Annotated in this window: 27 protein-coding genes; 12 read left to right on the top strand and 15 right to left on the bottom strand. The window is 64.8% G+C overall.

The features are described from left to right. Positions 1-4 precede the first annotated feature (4 nt). The gene (locus tag C479_RS06100) at positions 5-319 is read right to left on the bottom strand and encodes a colicin immunity domain-containing protein (protein WP_007699461.1); all 315 of its coding nucleotides are present in this window, start codon (positions 317-319) and stop codon (positions 5-7) included. A gap of 3 nt (positions 320-322) precedes the next feature. Then, positions 323-1,336 carry an eCIS core domain-containing protein gene (locus C479_RS16220; RefSeq protein ID WP_007699460.1) on the bottom strand — a complete coding sequence of 338 codons (1,014 nt, stop codon included), beginning with the start codon at positions 1,334-1,336 and terminating at the stop codon, positions 323-325. A 554-nt stretch (positions 1,337-1,890) separates the two neighbouring features. Between C479_RS16220 and C479_RS06090 the strand changes: the two genes are divergently transcribed. Further along, positions 1,891-2,409, top strand: a complete 519-nt coding sequence (locus C479_RS06090; RefSeq protein WP_007699459.1) for a GNAT family N-acetyltransferase — start codon at positions 1,891-1,893, stop codon at positions 2,407-2,409. 77 nt (positions 2,410-2,486) lie between these two features. Here C479_RS06090 and C479_RS06085 read toward each other — a convergent pair whose 3' ends face one another. Then, positions 2,487-4,121, bottom strand: coding sequence for a BCCT family transporter (locus C479_RS06085; protein WP_007699458.1), 1,635 nt, complete (start codon positions 4,119-4,121; stop codon positions 2,487-2,489). Positions 4,122-4,193: 72 nt separating this feature from the next. Here C479_RS06085 and C479_RS06080 point away from each other — a divergent pair, with 72 nt between their 5' ends. Further along, positions 4,194-4,394, top strand: coding sequence for a hypothetical protein (locus C479_RS06080; protein ID WP_007699456.1), 201 nt, complete (start codon positions 4,194-4,196; stop codon positions 4,392-4,394). A 452-nt stretch (positions 4,395-4,846) separates the two neighbouring features. Here the strand turns inward: C479_RS06080 and C479_RS06075 are convergent, their stop codons facing one another. Beyond that, positions 4,847-5,071, bottom strand: a complete 225-nt coding sequence (locus C479_RS06075) for a hypothetical protein (protein ID WP_049907118.1) — start codon at positions 5,069-5,071, stop codon at positions 4,847-4,849. Between the two features lie 24 nt (positions 5,072-5,095). Here C479_RS06075 and C479_RS06070 point away from each other — a divergent pair, with 24 nt between their 5' ends. The 3 genes from C479_RS06070 to C479_RS06060 all read left to right on the top strand — a co-directional run bounded on the left by C479_RS06070 (position 5,096) and on the right by C479_RS06060 (position 6,906). Continuing rightward, positions 5,096-5,779 (top strand): DJ-1/PfpI family protein, encoded by a 684-nt coding sequence (locus C479_RS06070; RefSeq protein ID WP_007699450.1) that lies wholly within the window; start codon positions 5,096-5,098, stop codon positions 5,777-5,779. A gap of 145 nt (positions 5,780-5,924) precedes the next feature. Continuing rightward, the gene (locus C479_RS06065; RefSeq protein WP_007699447.1) at positions 5,925-6,239 is read left to right on the top strand and encodes a YbjQ family protein; all 315 of its coding nucleotides are present in this window, start codon (positions 5,925-5,927) and stop codon (positions 6,237-6,239) included. A gap of 166 nt (positions 6,240-6,405) precedes the next feature. Then, a complete protein-coding gene (locus C479_RS06060) occupies positions 6,406-6,906 on the top strand; it encodes a hypothetical protein (protein WP_007699443.1) in 501 nt (166 codons plus the stop codon). 27 nt (positions 6,907-6,933) lie between these two features. On the opposite strand, the gene C479_RS06055 is transcribed toward C479_RS06060, so the two are convergent. Continuing rightward, complete coding sequence (locus tag C479_RS06055; RefSeq protein ID WP_007699431.1) at positions 6,934-7,431, bottom strand: hypothetical protein; 498 nt, start codon at positions 7,429-7,431, stop codon at positions 6,934-6,936. A 168-nt stretch (positions 7,432-7,599) separates the two neighbouring features. Between C479_RS06055 and C479_RS06050 the strand changes: the two genes are divergently transcribed. Together C479_RS06050 and C479_RS16485 are read left to right on the top strand one after the other, a co-directional pair. Continuing rightward, a complete protein-coding gene (locus tag C479_RS06050) occupies positions 7,600-8,268 on the top strand; it encodes a hypothetical protein (RefSeq protein ID WP_241430168.1) in 669 nt (222 codons plus the stop codon). Between the two features lie 68 nt (positions 8,269-8,336). After that, positions 8,337-8,501: a hypothetical protein gene (locus tag C479_RS16485; protein ID WP_015299891.1), complete on the top strand. Its 165-nt coding sequence runs from the start codon at positions 8,337-8,339 to the stop codon at positions 8,499-8,501. A 173-nt stretch (positions 8,502-8,674) separates the two neighbouring features. Here the strand turns inward: C479_RS16485 and sod are convergent, their stop codons facing one another. Further along, a complete protein-coding gene (sod, locus tag C479_RS06045) occupies positions 8,675-9,277 on the bottom strand; it encodes a superoxide dismutase (RefSeq protein WP_007699427.1) in 603 nt (200 codons plus the stop codon). A 193-nt stretch (positions 9,278-9,470) separates the two neighbouring features. Between sod and C479_RS06040 the strand changes: the two genes are divergently transcribed. From C479_RS06040 to C479_RS06030, 3 genes are all read left to right on the top strand, one after another. Further along, positions 9,471-9,659 carry a DUF5786 family protein gene (locus C479_RS06040; RefSeq protein ID WP_007699425.1) on the top strand — a complete coding sequence of 63 codons (189 nt, stop codon included), beginning with the start codon at positions 9,471-9,473 and terminating at the stop codon, positions 9,657-9,659. Positions 9,660-9,755: 96 nt separating this feature from the next. Further along, a complete protein-coding gene (locus tag C479_RS06035) occupies positions 9,756-10,124 on the top strand; it encodes a universal stress protein (protein ID WP_007699423.1) in 369 nt (122 codons plus the stop codon). Further along, complete coding sequence (locus C479_RS06030; RefSeq protein WP_007699420.1) at positions 10,121-10,831, top strand: GNAT family N-acetyltransferase; 711 nt, start codon at positions 10,121-10,123, stop codon at positions 10,829-10,831. The genes C479_RS06035 and C479_RS06030 overlap by 4 nt, the downstream gene beginning before the upstream one ends. Positions 10,832-10,898: 67 nt before the next feature. On the opposite strand, the gene C479_RS06025 is transcribed toward C479_RS06030, so the two are convergent. After that, complete coding sequence (locus C479_RS06025; RefSeq protein ID WP_007699416.1) at positions 10,899-11,354, bottom strand: universal stress protein; 456 nt, start codon at positions 11,352-11,354, stop codon at positions 10,899-10,901. Between the two features lie 165 nt (positions 11,355-11,519). Here C479_RS06025 and C479_RS06020 point away from each other — a divergent pair, with 165 nt between their 5' ends. Together C479_RS06020 and C479_RS06015 are read left to right on the top strand one after the other, a co-directional pair. Further along, positions 11,520-11,966: a universal stress protein gene (locus C479_RS06020; RefSeq protein WP_007699413.1), complete on the top strand. Its 447-nt coding sequence runs from the start codon at positions 11,520-11,522 to the stop codon at positions 11,964-11,966. Between the two features lie 63 nt (positions 11,967-12,029). Further along, positions 12,030-13,223, top strand: a complete 1,194-nt coding sequence (locus C479_RS06015; RefSeq protein ID WP_007699411.1) for a DHH family phosphoesterase — start codon at positions 12,030-12,032, stop codon at positions 13,221-13,223. A gap of 108 nt (positions 13,224-13,331) precedes the next feature. Here C479_RS06015 and C479_RS06010 read toward each other — a convergent pair whose 3' ends face one another. From C479_RS06010 to C479_RS05975, 8 genes are all read right to left on the bottom strand, one after another. Next, positions 13,332-15,170, bottom strand: a complete 1,839-nt coding sequence (locus C479_RS06010) for a S9 family peptidase (RefSeq protein WP_007699408.1) — start codon at positions 15,168-15,170, stop codon at positions 13,332-13,334. Between the two features lie 47 nt (positions 15,171-15,217). Further along, positions 15,218-15,916, bottom strand: a complete 699-nt coding sequence (locus tag C479_RS06005) for a hypothetical protein (protein WP_007699404.1) — start codon at positions 15,914-15,916, stop codon at positions 15,218-15,220. A 133-nt stretch (positions 15,917-16,049) separates the two neighbouring features. Beyond that, entirely contained in the window at positions 16,050-16,493 is a 444-nt protein-coding gene (locus tag C479_RS06000; protein WP_007699403.1) for a DUF5807 family protein, read from the bottom strand. Positions 16,494-16,576: 83 nt separating this feature from the next. Beyond that, positions 16,577-17,173 carry a hypothetical protein gene (locus tag C479_RS05995; protein ID WP_007699400.1) on the bottom strand — a complete coding sequence of 199 codons (597 nt, stop codon included), beginning with the start codon at positions 17,171-17,173 and terminating at the stop codon, positions 16,577-16,579. Between the two features lie 78 nt (positions 17,174-17,251). Continuing rightward, entirely contained in the window at positions 17,252-17,779 is a 528-nt protein-coding gene (locus C479_RS05990) for a DUF7500 family protein (protein WP_007699397.1), read from the bottom strand. Between the two features lie 51 nt (positions 17,780-17,830). Further along, positions 17,831-18,172 carry a hypothetical protein gene (locus tag C479_RS05985; RefSeq protein ID WP_007699394.1) on the bottom strand — a complete coding sequence of 114 codons (342 nt, stop codon included), beginning with the start codon at positions 18,170-18,172 and terminating at the stop codon, positions 17,831-17,833. A gap of 259 nt (positions 18,173-18,431) precedes the next feature. Continuing rightward, complete coding sequence (locus tag C479_RS05980; RefSeq protein ID WP_049907117.1) at positions 18,432-19,037, bottom strand: archaellin/type IV pilin N-terminal domain-containing protein; 606 nt, start codon at positions 19,035-19,037, stop codon at positions 18,432-18,434. A 5-nt stretch (positions 19,038-19,042) separates the two neighbouring features. After that, complete coding sequence (locus C479_RS05975; protein WP_049907116.1) at positions 19,043-19,618, bottom strand: archaellin/type IV pilin N-terminal domain-containing protein; 576 nt, start codon at positions 19,616-19,618, stop codon at positions 19,043-19,045. Positions 19,619-19,630: the final 12 nt, after the last annotated feature.

The raw sequence follows: 19,630 nt of genomic DNA, 5'->3' as shown, positions 1-19,630 counted from the left end.
GAGATCAATGGATGTCTTCCGCTTCACCCGTAATCGTTTCTAGCCGTTGTTCCATTTGCGCTTTTGTCTCAGCAGCCGTTTCTCGAAGCTCTGTTTCGTCGATGTCGTACTCGTCTCGCAGTTCCGGATCCGAACAATACGCGTCGACCGCGACGAACAGTTGATGATACGGGTCGAACGCATCTCCACTCGGAAAGTTACCCCGATCTGATTTGAACTCGTCGAGATACTGCCTCTCGAATTCGGGCGCAGTCATCTCGCCGCCGATGAATTCCCGGATCAATTCGAGATACTTTCGAGTTAGCTCAGTCTCACTCATATGTTATAGGTCTCCAGTCGATGTGACGTAGTTTGCCTGTTCAGGATCGAGAGTCCATCCAGACAAAAACTCTCCTCGTTTATCCCCACTCCGATGAATCATCACGTTATTGGATGTACGAGTATTGAAATAATGCGTGACTGGTATGGTCTCCCCTCTATACGTTCCGTCGATTGCGATGGTATCTTTGTCCGCTATATGTTCCTTGAGCGCTCGTCGAAACGCTTCTTTGCTATCTAAATTCCAAGATTCAGTTACACCGAAGTCATCCGCGTGCTTGAACTTCTTTTGAAGTTGACCATCCGAAAATGAGATCGTATGAGTCGATTCTGAATCACTTGCATTCCCTGATCCAATTTCGTAACTCTGAGATCGGTCAGGCATCCGCTGGATATGTATCCCTGTCTTTTGCATTCGGGAAATCCCCAGCGTGCCGCCGTCCATCACGCGCTCCGCGGCCACCTGGGCTTCGCGCTCCAGGACCGGATCCGGATCCACCTCCAGGCCCTCCCGCGGGAGCATCGATAGGGCCCCGCCGGTCTGCTGTCTCACGTGCGCCAACTCGTGCGCGAGCAGGTGCTGTCCCTCCTGACTCTTCGGATCGTACTCACCCGAATTGAACGCGATGTGGTTCCCAACGGTGAATGCCCGCGCGTTGATGTCCTCACAGGCCGCCGCAGCGTTCGGACCGGTGTGAATCCGCACGTCGCCGAACGAATCGCCCATCCGATCCTCCACAGCACGCTGGATCGACGCGTCGAGGGACCGCCCCGACGACGAGATGACCTCGCGGATGCTCTCGGGCACGTCGGCATCGCCCGCCGGGCCCGTCGCCGAATGGGCGTCCCAGTTTCGCTTGTGCGACGCCAGGTTTTGCCGGTTGATATCGTCCGGGATTTCGTCGGGTCGATTCAGGAAGTCAGAGAGGATATCGCCCGCTTGTTCGCTTGCCGTCGGCCCGAGCGTGACTGGCTCGTCGAGCGTCTGTTGTTCGGCCCCTAGAACGGGTATTCCCATGGGGCCAGGCGCGTTCGGCTCGGAGGACTCGGAGCGTGTGCTCCGACGCGGCCGGGACGCTTCCGCCGACTCGCGTTCGTCCGTCGAATTGTGTCGTGACCGACGTCTCGCGCGTCTAGCCATCGACGGGTCCCTCCAGCAACTGTGGACAACGAGATTTGTGGCAGGGCGAGAAGCGCATTTGCTATAATTTTATTATAATATAGCATAATCCTTTCTCTAGTGGGAAATCGTTCGTACACGCCGCTGAATGCGATTCGGTACACACCCTACGAACGAGAGGGTGGTGAGTTCACAGGGACGAAAGCAAGCGACGAATCTCGATCCACTCGATGTAACACTACTCGAAACTGACTTATAAACTTATTTCGTGTTGTGTTACAACGTGCTGCGACGCATCGAACTGGAGTTTCTCGCGACTGTCGAACGCGGCGACACCTGATACTCTTTCATCGGAACGTACCCCTTGCGTCAAAACTCACTCGCGAGTTCGCGGTTCGATCGTCCATCGCGACCGCTCCGTTTTTTGTCGCGTCCGCTCCAACCCACCAGCCATGAACGTTCGACAGCTCCGCGGTCGCGAGGACGTGCGCGCGGCGATCGAGATTAACGGCCGGGCGTGGGAGGAGGCCTACGCCAACGTTCTCCCGGCGGACGTCCTCAAACAGGTCACGAGCGATCCCGTAGACGAACACGTGGACCGTCGGTTCGACCAACTCTTGGACGACCCGGCGGGCTTCCTTGTCGCCGAGGACGACGAGGGTGAGGTGCTGGGCTACGCTCACCTCCGGTGGGGCGAGGACACCCAGCCGTTCGTCGGCGAGACCGAGGCGGGCCTCAAAGAGCTCTACGTCGACCCGGAGGGCTGGGGCGAGGGCGTCGGGACGGCCCTGCTCGAGCGCGAGCTGAACGAACTCCCGGACGACATCGACGCCCTCACGCTGGAGATGCTCGACGGGAACGAGATCGGCGCCGGGTTCGTCGAGGCGCGCGGGTTCGAGCGGATCGGGACGGACGAAACGGCGATCGACGGGAGGACGTACCCGACCGTGCGATATCGCCGCGATCTGTAAGTGATCCCGGCCCGTGACCGGGTCGTTTCGTGTGATGTCGTGAACTGATTTTCACAATCGCGCCGAACCCAAGCCACCTAGTCCGAGTCGGCGGGTTGCCCAGTCGATCCCTGGACGGACACCGACGACGTCGATTCCGGTGTGTCATCCGTCCGTTCCCCGCCATCGTCACCACCCAGCGCGGCACCCAAGACGGGCACCTCTCGCTCCAATTCCAGCACCATCCCGACCATTGCGACGGCACAGAGGATCGCCGTCGGCAGCCCGACGAGAATGGTAAACGACTGCATGACGCTCATGCCGCCGGCGAGCATCAGCGCGATGGTCAGCAACACCATGAGGACGCCCCAGACGACGCGCGTGATCCAGGAGGGCGACTCGCCGTCGGCGACGATCATGGCGAGGCTGAGCGTTGAGGAGTCCATGGTGGTGATGAGGAAGCTCACGACGAGCAGCAGGAGGACGCCCGAGAACAGGCCAGCGAACGGCAGGAGTTCCTCGAAGAGGGCGAAGCCGACGGCCTCCAGGCCAGCCGAGTTGTAGACGCCCAGCAGGTCGGCCGCGCCGGAGGTCTGGAGCAGCAGCGCCGACCCGCCCGTCCCGACGTACCAGGGGACGGTCAGTCCGAAGGAGCCGAAGAGCCCCGCCGCGACGAGCTGGCGGAGCGTCCGCCCCTTCGAGATCCGGGCCATGAAGATGCCGACCATCGGCGCGAAGGTGAGCCACCAGGGCCAGAAGAACAGCGTCCAGTTGCTCAACCAGTTCGCCCCCTCGGCGCCGGGTGCGAAGAAGAGGCTCATGCCGACGAAGTCGGTCGCGTAGCCGGTGACCGCCTGCGTCCCGAGGTCGACCAGCGACGAGAGCGGGCCGAAGGCGAACGTCGCGACCATCAGCCCGATGAGCAGGACGACGTTGAGATCGGCGAAGCGCTGGATGCCCTTCTGGATGCCGGCGAGAACCGAGAGCAAGAACAGGACGCCGACCAGCAGCGCGAGGCCGATCTTCCCGCCGTCACCGAGCGCGACGCCCCACTTGAAGCCGAGCCCCGAGGCGAACTGGCTGATCCCGAGGCCGAAGGAGACGGTGATCCCGCTGACGATCACGATGATCATCAGCGCGTCGACTACCTTCGCGAGCCAGCCGTCCAGGTTGTCGACGCCGACGAACGGCGCGAGGACGACGGCGGGTCGGAAGTCGGCCCCTTTCCGGTAGACGTAGTACGAGATCGCCACCGCGAACACGAGGTACGTCGCCCACGCCGACAGGCCGTAGTGGAAGATGGCGTACTGGAGCGCGTCGGCCATCCCGGCCCACGTCCCCGCCTCGCCGCTGAAGTACGGCGGCCGCGTGTCGTAGTGGACGAGCGGTTCCGCCGGTCCCCAGAACTCGAGGCCGCCCGAGGAGAGCCCGGCGGTGAACGTCAACACGATGTACTGCCAGAAGGAGAACTCGGGTTCGTCGTCGGGATCGCCGAGTTTGAGCTTCCCCCACGGGCCGATCATGATGTAGACCACGAAGACGAACGAGAGGAAGACGACCCAGAGGTAGAGCCATCCCAGGTTGGCAACGATGAGTTCGTTCGCGGTCGCCAGCTTCGCCGCCGCGGCGTCGGGCCAGCCGACGATGGCCACGATGAGCCCGAGGAGGGCAGCTACTGCGAGTGCGAACACGGGCAGGTCGGTCTCCCGTTTGAACGACTCGATCGCACTCATGGGTTGGCAGCGCCGAATCTGTGTCTACGGCTCGCCGGCGCTACCGCCGCCGCACCCTCGCTTGCTCGTGCTGTGCCCGTCGGTTCGTGTCTCGCCGACAGCGGGTCGTGTCCCGCCGACCCCGAATCGCCCCTCGTCGGCGCCGAATCGATATCCGTCGACGAAGCGGGGGCCGTCGCCATCGTCGATTGTCCGCCACTGTCGCGCCTCGTCGCGTCGCGTGCCGGTACGCCGAGTACCTGCATGTGCCCGGCGACCAGCGGCGTGGCGTAAAAGTATCTGTTGAAGGAGACATCGGTTTCACCGTGAATACGCGAAATTCCGCGCTTTCAGTGCTGAAAAATCATTCTTACGGTGAATTGCTGATAAGTCTGACCAGTGGTCCAGCCAGTCTAACGATCATTCAGCTGTCGCCGCCCGTGTGGGTGTCGGCGACGTCACTCCGTGATGTCGACGATCAGGCCATAGAGCGCAGCGACCGAGCCCGAATCGTCGAGGCAGCCGTGTCAGCGTTCACCGACGTGGCGAACGTCCCCCTGCTTCGTCCGAACCCGATAGGCGAGTTCGACCGTCTCCTTCGTCTCGACCCGTGACTGAACCGAGTCCCAGGTCGACGGCATGTCGTAATCGCTGCCGACGCAGTCGCCGGTCGGCTCGTCGTCGGCGAGCCGTTCGAGACCGGTTCACACGGTGTGCTCGCTGTGGATTTTGAATCCGTCCGCTCCTCACGAGAGGAACGCCTCGACGAGAGACCCGAACGCCGGGTTGTCGTCGACGTGGAGGACCGAAATATCCTCTCCCATTGTCGATTGGTGACCGATCTCGGCTGGTAGGCGTTGTGGCCAGCATTTGGCGATTCGAAGCCAGACCGTCTCGACCCGGTCGATGTGGCAACGCCGTCTCAGGACGCGACCGTCAGCGGGTTCCGCGACCCGGCCGCTTACAATCATCGCCACCGTACCTCCCGCTCCTGTATGACTGCAATTCTGTTCGTCGTCAGCGAGCACGGCTACTGGGCAGAAGAGTGCGTCGACCCGCTCACGACGCTATCCGACGCGGGCGTCGAGATCACCGTCGCCACCCCGACGGGTGAGCCGCCGGTCGTCGACGACATGTCGCTCGACCCGGACGAGGTGGGCGAGGAGACGGCTGAACGCGTCAGCACCGTGATCGACTCCGACGAGCGCCTCGACGATCCAATCGCGCTCGCCGACGCCGTGGCGGACGACTACGACGCCGTCTTCTTCCCCGGCGGGCACGGGGTGGCGTGGGACGTGACGCAGGATCACCACGCCCGTGAGCTCTTCAGTGAGGCCGTCGCGGGCGAGGATGGCAAAGCGCTCGTCGTCTGTCACGCCGTGGGGCTCCTGGCGTTTACGCGAGACGCCGACGGCGAGTTCCTCGCAGCGGACAGAACCGTCACCGGCTTCCCGAACGCCTGGGAGGAGGGGATCGTCGACGACCAGGAGCTGCTGCCGGACGGGCGAAAGCTTCCCTACTGGGTCGAAGACGAGGTCCGCGCCGTCGGCGCGAACTGGGACGCCGAACTCGACGCCGACACCTCGGTGCAGGTCGACGGCGATCTCATCACGGGCCGCGGGCCCGAATCCTCGCACGCGGCGGCCCGGACGTTGCTGGACGAACTCGGTGTCGCGTAGTCGGCCGACCTCGGAGCCAGCGAAGCCGCCACTGCTAGCCGGTCCGTCTATCTGGCCGATCGCTCGACGTCCGTCTGGTCGATCGCTCGAACATGATAGCGCGTAATAGTAAGGATGAACTGTTTGGTTCTCCTACTATTCTCGTATGGAGATAGTCACGACGGAGACGATCCCGGACGAAGAGATCGAAGAAGCACTCGGCATCGCCCGCGGGAACACCGTCAAGGCGAGAAACGTCGGCCGCGACATCACCCAGAGCATCCGCAACATCACCGGCGGCGAGCTCAAGGCGTACTCGGAACTGCTCACCGATGCGCGCGACGAGGCTATCGCCCGGATGACCGACGATGCGGAGGCGATGGGCGCCGACGCGGTCGTCAACGTCCGTATGGAGAGTTCGGAGATCGCCGGCGGCAGTTCGGAGGTCATCGCCTACGGGACGGCAGTGACGCTGCAGTGACCGCCGTCGTACCTCGGCGGGTGTTGCGCTGGCACCTGCCGCGTTCGCTACCTCGTTGGCACTTCCCGCGTCGGCTCCCGCACTGGCAGCCACCCCGGCCGCTACCGCGCCGTCATCTACCCCGGCCGCGAACCTGTTCGCCACTCCAGCGCTGTTCGCCCACCACATGAGCGACGTCTCGATCGATCGCGTCGATCCGGCACGGACCGGCGTCAAGGCGGGCCGCGTCGTCGGGCTCCTGACGGCGATCCTGGCCGTCGTGAGCCTGCTGTCGGTCCGCGAGGCGTTCGTCGGACGTCTGCTCACGTCGGTCGAACTCGTCGGCCTCGGCCCGAGTCTCGTCGGACTCGATCCCGGCGCGACGGTGACGGTCTACTTCTGGCTCTACACCGCGGGCGCGGTCGTCGGCCGGTACGCACTGGCGTACGTGATCGGCTCGCTCGTCGGCGTCGTCTACGACTGGCTCGAGAATCCCTCGATAGCGGCGCTCGTCGCGATCGTCCTCGCCATCGGGCTGGTCGACGGCGCCGTCCAGGCGTTCGACACGCGGAGTCTCGTGCTCGGCGGGGCGTACGTTCTCGCCTGGCTCGCCTACGTGCCGGCCTTCTACTGGCTGCACGATCCGGATGCGGACACGCGCCCCGAGCGCCACCGGCGCGGTGGGTAGGTCCCGTCGGGTGGCTGTGGACGCCGATCAGGGCCGACCGTCGCCCTCGATCGTCCCCTCCAGTTCGGCGAAGTCCTCGACGACTTCGATCGTGACCGGCTGGTCGGTGTAGGCCTGGCCGAGGAAAACGACGACGTGTTCTTCGTCGGGGTCACTGACCTCGATCGTCCCGGAGTCGGCACCGGACGTGGATCCGTCAGCCGTCTCGAACATAACGGCGATCGCGTACGTGCCGGCGGTCGTCAGCGTGTCCTCGTAGATCCCGTCGTCCCCGTCCGGGGTCAGGTCCAGTTCCGTATCGAGCAGTGTCTCGCCGCTCGGATCGGTCAGTGTGAGCGAGCCGGTCACGGGTTCATCAGTCGTGTTGAACACGTTGACGTCGCCGACGACGCGATCGACGATCATCTCGCTCAGCCGTGTGCAGCCCGCGGTCGCGACGGCGAGTGCGCCCGTCCCCATCGCGAGCACGCGGCGTCGAGAAACCGCGCCGCGCTCGGTAGCGTGGTCGCCGCCGGTCGACTCCATACCCTGTCTTGTCGGAGTGGCTATATTAGTCCGGCGAGTCTGGCGACGCCTCTCGTAACTCTCGTTCTCGCGAACTGAACAGACGCGATAGCCAGCACAAAGCGGTTTATCGCTGTCGAGTATAGCGGCCACTGACCGAGTATGCACCGCCGTCGAACACTCGCCAGCGTGGCAACGCTCCTCGCGGCCACGGCCGGGGGCTGTCTTCGGGACCGCATCGGTTCCGGTGGCGGGCCGGCCGGGCCCGACGAACCTGGCGACAACGAGTCCGCCGGTGGACCGACTGGCGACAACGAATCTGCGGACCCCGAGTCCGGCTCGAACAAGTCCGCCGACGGTACGCCCGGCACAGACGCGTCCGGCGACGACCCAGCGGTCACGCTCACCGACTACGCGGTGAGCGATCATGTCGTCGACCCGACCGTCGGGCGCGGGGCCGAGACGGACGTCTGGGGTGTCTACCTGGCCTCGAGATCGGCCGCGGAGACGGCGTTCGCGGCCGCCACCGGCCCTGACGCCGACGCCGTCCGCGCCTTCGTCGCCGAAACGGCGTTCGATGACGGCGAGACGCTCGTCTACGTCCAGGCGCTTGCGCCCCAGACCTGTTACGCCCTCGAACTCGACGACGAGCCGACGGTCGACGAGGCAGGGCGGCCTCAGCTCCCGCTCGCCGTGACGCGAACCGCCCCACCCGAGGACCTCTGCGGCGAGGCGATCACACCTGTCTCCGTGCTCGTCCGACTCGTGTTTGCCCAGGTTGTTCCCGACACGCTGTCGGTGGCCGTCTCCGGGCGCGGTGAGCAGCCCACCCAGCTCGAGCTTCAGGCGAGTCGATAGCGTTCAGGCTGCTACGAGCGCTGAGACGCGGCGGAGGGGTTTTCCGCCGCTGCGGTGTCCGGTTTGCCATGCCACGCTCCGACGACCGGCCCGACGGCGAGACGGTTGGCGCGGGAATCGCCGTCGGCGCGGGGATCGGTCTCCTCCTCGGCGTCGTGATGGACGACCCGGCGCTCGGCCTCTCGATCGGACTGGCGATCGGGATCGTCGCCGCCGCGTTCCTGTCTGGGTGAGCGGACTGTCGTCGCGTCCGGCCACCCGCTCGGCGGCCGACTCGTGCGAACTCGATGGAGATGGACGGAGGCAGAAGCGGACTGCCGGGCCGCGACAATCGTTACTCGTCGCGATCGGGGCCACCTACCCACGGTAGACCCGCCAATCGGCGTCTAATCGCTCGCTCGAGTCCTTACTCGAAGCGTTCGGTGGCCGATTCGTACCGCCTCGTCGGCTCGTCCCAGTCGACGACGGCGAAGAACGCGTCGACGAAGTCGCCGCGATCCGGGCCGTAGTCGTAGTAGTACGAGTGTTCCCAGACGTCGAGCGCCAGAATCGGGTGCGATCCCCAGAGCGCGCCCTGATCGTGCTTGTCGACGACGACGTTGCGCAACCGGTTCGAGACGCTGTCGTAGACGAGTAGCGCCCAGCCGCCGGCGGCGCCCGCGGCGGCCTCGAACTCGGCCTTCCAGGCGTCGTAGGAGCCGAAGTCGGCCTCGATGCGTTCGGCCAGCGAGCCGGTCGGCTTGTCGCCGCCGCCGGGAGACATGTTCTGCCAGAATAGGTCGTGCAGGATGTGGCCCGAGCCGTTGTGGGTCACGTCGCGAATCGCGCCAGGTGAGGAGTCGACGTCCCCCGAGTCTCGGTTCTCGGCGAGCGTCCGCTCGGCGGCGTTCCAACCGTCCACGTAGCCCTGGTGGTGCGTGTCGTGGTGCCAGGTGAGCACCTGCTCGGAGATGTGCGGTTCCAGTGCATCGTACTCGTAAGGTAACGGTGGGAGTTCGTACGTTGTCATGCGTCGAACGTACCGACGGCGGCGTCGAGGATAAACGCTCGCTGAAATCTATATTTGTAGGGTATTCTATTTGTTCCCGGACCCTCGCGTCAGGGCGCCACGCTGACGGCGAATACTCACCCATCCCGTGATTCACCGTCCCTGTATCAGTGAATTTCGCCGGACTTTCGCCACTGGTCACCCCAGCGCGGGTATGGGTTTTGGAAGCGACGACGAATCCAAACAGGAGACGCAATCGTCGAACACCGGAGGTGGACGACGAAGCCGCGGTTTCGGTCCACGAAACGACTACGACGGAACGGTCTCGGTCGAATCCGACGACTCGACCGACGAACCGCTCGACCAGTTCGGGACGATCAAAGACCGGACGGACGCCGAATAGCGCCCTCCTCTCGAACCGGTCGGCTTCTCGCGACGGCTCGGCGTGATCGGTGCGTGGCCCCGCAATTATTTTCCCCCGGCCCCGCAAACGCGGAGTATGAACGTGTTGCTGGGCCTCGGCGGGACCGACGAATCGATCCAGGCCCTGGAGGCCACCATCGACCGCGCCAGCGCGGTCGGTGACGAGCTGGTCGTGGCTATCCTGGACAAAGCCGACGCCCCGCGATCGCCAGCGGAGATGCGGTCGGAGACGGCAGCGACCCTCGAAGCGGCCGGGTTCGACGCGGATATCCGCGAACTCGAGGGCGATCCCGGCCCGGCGCTGGTCGACCTCGCCGAACGGGAGGGGTTCGACCACGTCGTCATCGGCGGCGGGACCGAGACGCCGATGGGCAAGATCCGCCTCGGCCCGATCACGGAGTTCGTCCTGTTGAACGCCTCGATGCCGGTCACCCTCATCCGATGAACGTGGAACGCTCGCGACGGTACCCGGACGAACCCGCCGGGCCGTTTCCGACCCCGCCCGCGACGCACACCGACGCCGAGGGCCGCGACCTCGCGATCGAACGGGTGGCCACCGATGGGGCAGTCCACGACTCGCTCACGCGGATGTACGATCGATTCAACCCGGCCGATCGGGCCCAGGGCATCCCGCCGACCGGCGAGGCGCAGATCCGCGACTGGCTCGACCCGCTGATCGACACCGGTGTCAACGTCGCGGTTCGGCCGCTGGAGCCGACCGCCTCGGCTGGCCAAGCGACACCGGACGCGTCCACGCTCGACGCTGACGTCGACCGGAACGACGACGCTGGCGCCGACCGGAACATCGACGCGGACGCAGACGCCACCAGCGCCGACGCCGGATCGATCGAGTACGTCGGCCACGCCGTCCTCGTCCCCGACACCGACGAGTCGGACGCACTCGACGAACCGGGTCGCTACGAGTGGGAACTCGCGATCTTCGTCTTACAGGAGTATCAGGGGGCAGGCGTCGGAACCGCACTGCTCGAACACCTCCTCGGCGAAGCGGCCGCGGTCGGGATCGAACACGTCTGGCTCACCGTCGAACGCTGGAACAGCCCGGCGATCTCGCTGTACGAATCGACCGGGTTCGAATCCGTGGGAACGGAGCGATTCGACATCGAGATGTCGATCCAGCTCGATCCGGCCTGATCGGCGACGGTATCGATTCTCGCCTCGCGACGGTGACCCGTGTGCGTGCCGGTGATTCCACCGCTCCTCAGACCGAGAGCACCGGCTGGGTCGCATAGCCCAGCACGTACTCGGCGACGGTTTCCAGGACGGTGGCGGGGCCGTCGGTCGAGGGCCGCGGGACGACGACGAGGTCGGCGTCGACATCGTCGGCCGTGTCCAGTACGACGCTTCCCGGGTGGGTCGTCTTTCGCTCGCGCGAGAAGCCGTGAACCGTCGACGTGGTGATCGGGACGCCGCGGTCGTCGGCGTGGGACCGCACGTCCGCGAGGTACGTCCTGACGCTCTCGGCAACGTCGGCTTCCTCGACGGCGTCGGCGTCCATCCCGAGGACGACCTCGCGACCGAGGACGAAGAGGACGTGGACGGTGGCGTCGTAGCGGTCGGCGAGTTCGACGGCGTCGTCGACCGCGGCCGTCGAGGCGTCGCTGCCGTCGACGGGAGCGAGCACCGTTTCGACCGAAAGCGCAGCGGTGTCGTCCATGCCGGAGGGTGCGTCGACCGGGATCAAAAAGGTCCCTCTTCGGCCGGGGATTCGAAGGCGTCGAGTCGAGCGGCGTGGGCGATGCCGGGACGAGGGATTGTCGGCCAGGGAGCAGTGCCGAGGTGGACGGGAGGAATTATGGGCGGGCGATCCGAACCCACGCCTATGTTCGAGCGAGTGCTCGTCGCGACGGACGGGTCCGAAAGCGTCAGGCGCGCCATCGACGTCGGCCTCGACGTCGCAGAGCGCTTCGACGCCGACCTTCACGCGGTGACGGTGCTGGATACGGGTGAACTCGCGTCCACTCCCGAGGCGCTCCGCGAGGAGTATCGAGCCGCGCTGGAGTCGCAGGCGGAGACGGCGCTCGATTCCTTCGAGCAGCAGGTGGCGACCGAGTCCGTCTCGACGGCCATCCGCGACGGGCGGCCCGAAGCCGAGATCCGGGCCCACGCCGACGAGATCGACGCCGACCTGATCGTCGCTGGCACGCGCGGGCGCCACGGTGAACACCGTCAGCTCCTCGGCAGCGTCGCCGAACACCTCGTCAGGACGTCGTCGGTCCCGGTCCTCACGGTGCGCCAGCTCGCCACGGACGAGGAAGCCGAACGCTGAGTATCACACTACAGACCGACCGGAGACCGCCGAGTTCTTCCCCCCGCTCCGCGAACGGAGCGCATGGACGACCTGTTCGACACGACGGATCTCGACCCGGCGCGCCGGAGTCTGCTCCCCGGAGCCGGCTTCTTCCTCCCCGACGACCTCGAGGCCGACCTCGAGAGCGACCGCATCGAAGCCGCCGTCGCCGACGCCGAGTGTGTCGTCGTCGCCGACCCCGACGCCGATGGGCTGGCCTGCGTCGCGCTGATCCGCGAGGCCTACGACGACGTGCTGGAACCGCCGGAGCCGGACGCGAGAAACGACGAGGGCGACACCGAAGGCGACGAGGACGACACTCCGGCCGAGGCGATCGACGCCCCCGAGCCGGGTCCACACGACGTGGTGCTGGTGCCGGCGAGTCCCCACGACGTCGAGGACGCCCTCGGTCGCGTCGCCGGTGCCGCCAGGTCCGGCGTCGACCTCTTCGTCTGCGACCTCGCTCCCGATCGGTACGAGTACGTCGCCGACGACCTCGATGCGGCGGTGAACGTCGCCGACTCGGTTCGCTGGTACGACCACCACCAGTGGGACGACGACGTCGCGGCGGCCGTCCGGGACGCGGGCGCGGAACTCGTCGTCGGCGACTCCGACGAGGAGTGCAGCGCGGATGTCGTCGCGCGATCGCTCGAAACCACGTTCGACGATCGCCTCACCGATCTCGTCGCCGTCACGCGCGATCACGACCTCTGGATCCGCGAGGATGCACGCAGCGACGACCTCGCGGACTACGCGTACTGGACCGATCCCGAGGAGTACGTCGAAGTCGTCCGTAAACACGGCGCCGACCTGCCCGAGTGGGTGCGCGAGTTCCTCGCCGAGCGTCGCGTCGAGAAAGAGCGCCTGATCGAGTATGCGGTCGACCGCGCGGAGTTCCACGCGGTCGGTCCCTACACCGTCGGCGTCACCTACGGCCGCTGCTCGCAGAACGAGGTCGCGGAGGCGCTTCGCGAACAGGGTGCCGACGCCGCCGTCGTCGTCAAACCCGCCGGGAGCGCCTCGATCCGCGGGACCGACACGTTCGACCGCTGCCACGAGGTCGCCGACCGCGTCAACGGCGGCGGTCATCCGAAGGCCGCGGGCTGCAAACCCGACATCTACGACGACATGCTCGATTATGCGAACCACTGGACAACCCGTGGTGCGGTCACCAAACGCGTCATCCTGCGGGCGTTCGAAGCCGTCGTGGCAACCGACCGGCCTGACGAGGAGTAGCGTCGACGCGGGTCGGAGCCGCCGTTCTAGGTACTCGTCGAGCAGTAGTGACAGCATGAGTTAGCGCCGCCGTTCCAGACAATCGCCGAGCAGTGGTGACGACGTCGGTCAGAGCCGCCGTTCCAGATAGTCGCCGAGGAGGTCGAACTTCCGAACCTTCTGCTCGATGTCAGTCGAGCCGTGGCCCTCCTCGCCGAGTTCGGTGTACTCGTAGTCCGCACCCTCGGTCCAGCCGCGTTCCTCGAGCGCGTCACGGAAGATGCGGGCCTGTTCGATCGGACAGCGGGGATCGTTGACGCCGTGGATCATGTAGATGGGTCGCTCGACGCTTTCGACGTGTTCGATCGGGCTCCGGTCGCGCCACAGCTCGTAATTCTCCTCCGGATCGCCCATCTGCTGGCGGAGCATGTACTGGAAGTGGGGCATGTCTTCCTCGTAGAGGCGGTGGAGGTCGGTGATGCCGACCGAGGCGATGCCGGTCGTCCACAGCGTCGGGTAGCGCGTCAGCTGCGAGTAGACGGAGTAGCCGCCGTAACTACCGCCGTAGACGGCAACCCGGTCCGCGTCGATCCAGTCTCGGTCCATCAGCCATCGGCCGCCGGCGGCGACGTCGGCCTGCTCCATCCCGCCCCAGTCGCCGAGGATTGTCTGCTTGAACGTCCGACCACGCCCCGTCGACCCTCGATAGTTGGGCTGGAAGACCGCGTAGCCGCGGGAGACGAGGAACTGAGCGATCAGGCCGAACGCCTTCGACGAGCGCGCGTGCGGGCCGCCGTGGACGTGGACCACGCCCGGAACGGCCGTCTCGTCGCCCGCTCTGGCCGGTCCGTCTCGGGGATCGTACAGGAGCCCGCCGATCTCGAGGCCGTCCTCGCTCTCGTAGGTGACGTACTCGGCGTCGACGAAGGCGTCGGGGTCGACGTCGCCGTAGGTCGCCTCGAGCAGAACCTCGTACTCGTGGGTTGCGAGGTCGTACTCGTACAGTTCCTTGCGCGCGTCCGGGCGAGAGTGGGCGAAGACGAGCGTCGAGTTGTCGACGAACGCACTCGTCCGGCCGCCGGGGATCGAGGCGACCCCCTCCGCGACGGCCAGTTCGGTCGCCTCGCCCGTCTCGAGATCGTACACGACAGGCATCGTCGCCCCGCGGCGCTGTCGCGAGACGAGGACGTAGCGGCCGTCTAGCGAGATCGCCGCCGGGCCCTCTTCGGCCTCGTGCGGGCCGAGCCACTCGATTTCGTCGGTCGGAAGGTCGTAGATGCCGACGCGACGGAGGTCGGCGGCGTTGTCCGAGACGAGTACTCGCTCGCCGTCGGGGAACCAGCCGCTGACCATCGACTCGGATCCGTCCTCGCCGATGTCGAGCCGGCGCTTCTCGCTCCCGTCGGCGGCCATCACGTACGCGTCGCGGTTCTCGAGGGCGTCCGATTCGTTGGTGGCGTACGCGATCCGGTCGTCGTCGGGACTGAACGCCCCGTACATGACCGGATGCTCGTAGGCGGTGAGCTGCTGGCGCTCGTCGCGCGCCGTGTCGTACCGGTAGAGGTTCATCTGCTCGCCCTCGTCGCTGCCGTACAGCACCGTCTGGCCGTCCATCGTCGTGTCCATGAAGATGGCCTGGCCGTCCACCGAGACGACGGGCTCGACTATTCCATCGGAGTTCACCCGAACGAGGTCGTTCTGCTCGTCGCCGGCGTCGTCCTGATGGATGTAGACGCCGGCCCCGTCCCGGCTCCACTGGACGTGCCAGCGCGCACTCCGCGGCGCCTCGCCGTCGGTGACTTGCTCGTAGCTCCCACGCTCCCGATCGAACAGGTAGAGATCGTTCCGACCGTGTTCGTCGTAGTAGAACGCTATCTGACTGCCGTCTGGCGAGACGACGGGGTGGTAGAATTCGGGCAGTCGGGCGAGTGTCTCGGGGTCGACGGCCTGTGTGTCCTGTGTGTGCATACCCCGACGTACACTCGGGTCGAAATAACAGTTGGGTTACCGGTCACTCACTCCCGCGAGAGCACGTACCGCATGACGAGTTGCAGGACGTGGACGAAGACGCCGGCGATGGCCACGTAGACGCCGATCGCCTGGATCGTCGCCGAGGCGACCGTGTTCTCGCGGACGCGCCAGATCTCCCAACCGAGTCGCAGCAAGAATCCGAGAAAGAGCAGGACGAACCCGACGAGCAGGAGCTGTGAGAGGACGAAGGTACCGATCGCGATGGCGCCGATACCGCCGAGAAACGCGTAGGTGGCGTAGGTGCCCCACGAGGCGAACGATTTGGCTCGCCCGTAGACGTACGTAGCGATGAGGGCGGTGAGCACCGCCGTGACGAGGGCCGTGATGGCGAGGATCTCGACGCGAAGGTCGAGTGGGGCGATCGCCAGGACACCCGCACCGAAGGTACCGAACGCGAGAATCAGTATCGCCGTTCCGAGCCCGGCAATGGCGAGATTACCGCGTTCGACGCCCCGCTCGGCGACGTACTCGCCCCCACCGATCGCGACCCCGTAGACGAGGACGCCGACGATCGGGGCTGCGAACAGCCGTCGATTGAGGGCGGCCAGCGGCGTCGTCGCGAGGATGTACATGACGGCGATCGTCACGAGCAGCAGGCCGGTGGCACCGCCGATGACTCTGGCGTCCCGTCCGGAGAGACCGAATCCGGTCTCGGTCGACGTCCCGGTCTCGACGGAGTTCATGGGTGAATGCTACGGCGAGCAGGGGGAAAATAGGCGGGGCGGATTCGTCAGGGAAGGCGCCGTCGCACTCCCACTGGCGCTCGATTTCTGCGCTCGATCGTCCCACACTCCATCGCGCCTTCCAGTCGTCGGCTCACTCCTCGACGACCCACTTGTCCGAGTACGCCTCGCCGCACGTACACCGGGCGTAGGCGTGAACGACGTCGCCTTCGGCGTAGAGCCCGCCGACGTCCTCGTTTTGCTCCTCACTGAAGGCGAAGATGAACTTGAGGTCGTGTCCGTCGTCTGCGTCGGTGTCTCCGTCACCGTGCTCCGGACAGGTCGCGTCGGTCAGCGTCTCAGCGATCTCGCCGTCAGTTCCCATCGCTTCCTTCGCGAAGGCCATCGCGTCGAGACCGGTTGCGGCGCGGAAGGCGTTGCGACCCTGTTCGCCTTCGACGACGAGGAGGGTGCCGTCGGCGACCCGGTCGCCGTAGTCTTCGAGTTTCGTCTCGTCGTCGATCGCGTCGTCTTCGATGTAGATGGCGACGTCGTCCGGCCGATCTCCGGCCAGGAACGCCTCGCGGTCGGTCGGCATACGACCACGTGAGTGCCGAACGGGGAAAAAGGACGTCATTCGCGTCGTCGGTCTCGCTCTCGCCTGGGGCGTTTTTCGCGTGTTTACTCGGATTCGTTCGATTCGTTTCCGTCGCCGTCTGGGAACCCCTCGTCACCGTACGTTTTCGTTCGTTGAATCAGCGCCCAGAGGGTCCGTACGTCGGAGTCCATATCGCTCGTCGATTCGTTCTCACTGTTGGTGTCGTCCTCGTCGTCCGCCCCGTCGTACTCGTGGATCCACTCGGTATCGATCGCCCAGCTGTGGGCCTGTTTGGCGAACGGGTTCGCTATCTTACACTCGAGATATTCGACGTCGGAGCCTCTGAGGATGAGCCCGCTCCGGTAGACCTGATAGACGATGCCGATCTCGTCGTTCGATTCGGTGACCGTTGCTGCATCAGATTCGTAGGTGAGCGAGAGGACGTCCGCGTCGCGTTCGAGTGACGAGACCTCGATGCCGTTCTCCTCGAGGAAGTAGTAGAACTCCGGTGGCGTTCCCTCGCGTTCGATCGGCGGTTCGGCGGGTTCGATCGTGGTTCCCTCGGAGTCGTCGTCGGAGGAACTGAGACAGCCAGCGATCGCAGCGAGTCCACCGCCGGCGACGCCGGCCAGCAGGTGACGGCGTGACCTGTTCGACGTCCTGAAATCGTGGTCGGCCATGTCTAGTGCTCGGCGTTCGATCCGGAAATAGTGCCGTTCGATATCGAGCGCTGTATCGGCTGCCGTAGTGGATCGTCGTCACGCCCGCTCGTCGAGATCGGTCGTCGCAATCAGCACTTCGAGGGCCTCCATCGGTGTCACGTCCTCGTCCAGCTGGGTCGCGTACCAGGCCATCATGTCCGCGAAGACTTCTCGGATGTCGTGGGAGGTGCTCTGGAATCGCGCGACCTCGCCGTCGGTTTTCAGACTGATGTCGACCCCGTGGGGCGCGTCGTGGGCTGCCAACACGTCGGTCGGCTCCCGTGGCTCCTCACTCGCGTCCGCTCGGTCGGTGCCGCCCGATTCGTGGGAGGCGTCGGCAAGCGGGTCTGGCGTCGTCTGGGATCGCTTCCGGTCACTCGTCGGGGTGCCCAGTCCGGCTCCATCGACGCCCGGACCGTCTCCCGTACCGGCGGCGTCCATCCCTGACGCGCCACTGTCACCGAGCAGTTGCTCCGGCGAGTCGTCGGCTCGGACGACGAACCGGTTGTCGTCGAGTCGATCGACCTGATCGGGATCGAGGGTGAGTTCATCGGGATCGAGAACGCCGTCGTCATCGGATGTCATGGGATGGTGTGGTCTGATTGCCGGTCGCGTCCGAATCGGTCGGGGCGCGGGTTACTGTTCGGTAACCGAGTACTCGTAGCGGTCGAACTCCTGCGGTGTATCGACTTCGAATCGAATGACTTCCGGCGACGATTCGATGGTTCCCTCGTGGGAAAACGAGTCGACCTCCGCGTCGTCTTCGTCGTAGGTCGTTACGTCAATTGCCACGTCGAGCGGTGCGGAGTCGGTTTCGAGCATGAACGTGACCTGGGCGGGGCCGTCAGGGTTCTCTTCGTCGAATCGAATGTTACTCGACTGGACGGAGATCTCGGCAGCATCGCCCATACAGCCGGCGAGGGCGGCGACCGAGGTAACTCCGGTTCCAGCGAGGAAGCGTCGGCGCGTAGCTGTCATCGGGAGAATAGTCGAACTGTTCCACGAAAAGGCCTTACACGATGTCGAGACTCGTTTCAGGATTCGATTCGTGGGCAACCGACGGCCGAAAACACGTTTTCACCTCCCCGCTTGGCTGGAGCGTTACTGTACCACGCCTGTCGCAGACGACCGGGTACAGCTGATGGTTCCGGTCGGTAAAATAATCGAACACGTACTGGAATACTGTCGCTGTCAAGCATGTCCTCGCTCACTAAAAAAGTGATCGAACGAGTCGTCGTTAGAGGCTGACTTCGGACTTGTCAGCGAACGACGACGGCAGGCGAACTTCGACGTAGGTCGTTGCACCGGACTGGTCGACGATCTCGAGCGTCGCACTGTCGCCCGGCTCGAGGTTGGAAATCACGCTCGAACCGGTGCTAGTGATCGTTATTTGCGAGCGGTCTCCACTTGACGTGAGCACGCTGCCATTGCTAGAGCTCGTTCCGTACACGTTCTCAGTTGTGAAGGAACCAGCGCCGTCGGCATCTGCGTACTCGAGACTTTCACTCGCATCGCTACTCAACGCGTGAATCGTCGCTTGCGTGAGGTCGATCGTATCTGCTCCAGATGCTGGTCCAACGACGAGGTTAATTTCGTCGACGTTTGATGGGTCCGTCGAGTCGTCGACAGCAGCACTGGACGTCAACACCTGAATATTGTCGGAGATCTGTGCCTGGGATTCTTCACCGGTTGCCTCACCCTGGGCCTGCAATTGCCCGGCGGTGCTGATCAATACGCCTGCTGCGATGGCTGCGACGAGCACCATCGCGATGAACACGATCAGGGTACCGATACCCACCTGGCCGCGTTCGGAACTATCTGTTTGGTTGGTTTGTTCTCTCATTGGTATCACACTGGGACGTAATTATCATCGGCCGTGATTCCATCCGGCGGTTGCGCGACGAAGACTGTCGTCGCACCGGACTGATCGATGATGTTCAGTTCCGCTTCTTCACCTTCTTCGAGTGTCGCCGTTCCACTGAACTCGGTTTGCGTGAGGTCGATCGTGATCACGCTCTCCTCGCCGGATTCAGTGAGGACCGGGTTCGAAACGCTGAAGTGCGGTGCCGTTCCGCCGCTGGCCGATGAAACGAGCGTATCAGAGGTGCTCGAAGAGGTGTAATGGATCGTCGCCTCTTCGAGCTGGATCGCACTCGCCCCTGGTGATCGCATGACGGTCAAGTTCAGTTGGGTGACGGTGTTATTGGAATCTGTCTCACCAACTGAGTGAACCACGGTAACCGTGTCTGAAACCTGAGATTGCGAGTCCTCCCCGGTCGCCTCGCCCTGGGCCTGCAGTTGCCCGGCGGTGCTGATCAATACGCCTGCTGCGATGGCTGCAACGAGCACCATCGCGATGAACACGATCAGGGTACCGATACCGACCTGACCGCGTTCCTCCGGATTTGTTAACTTTTCGAACATTATGTGTACACC

Source organism: Halovivax asiaticus JCM 14624 (genome assembly GCF_000337515.1).
Taxonomy (GTDB): domain Archaea; phylum Halobacteriota; class Halobacteria; order Halobacteriales; family Natrialbaceae; genus Halovivax; species Halovivax asiaticus.
The sequence above is the reverse complement of the archived record's forward strand: the minus strand, read 5'-3'. Positions and strand labels throughout refer to the sequence as shown.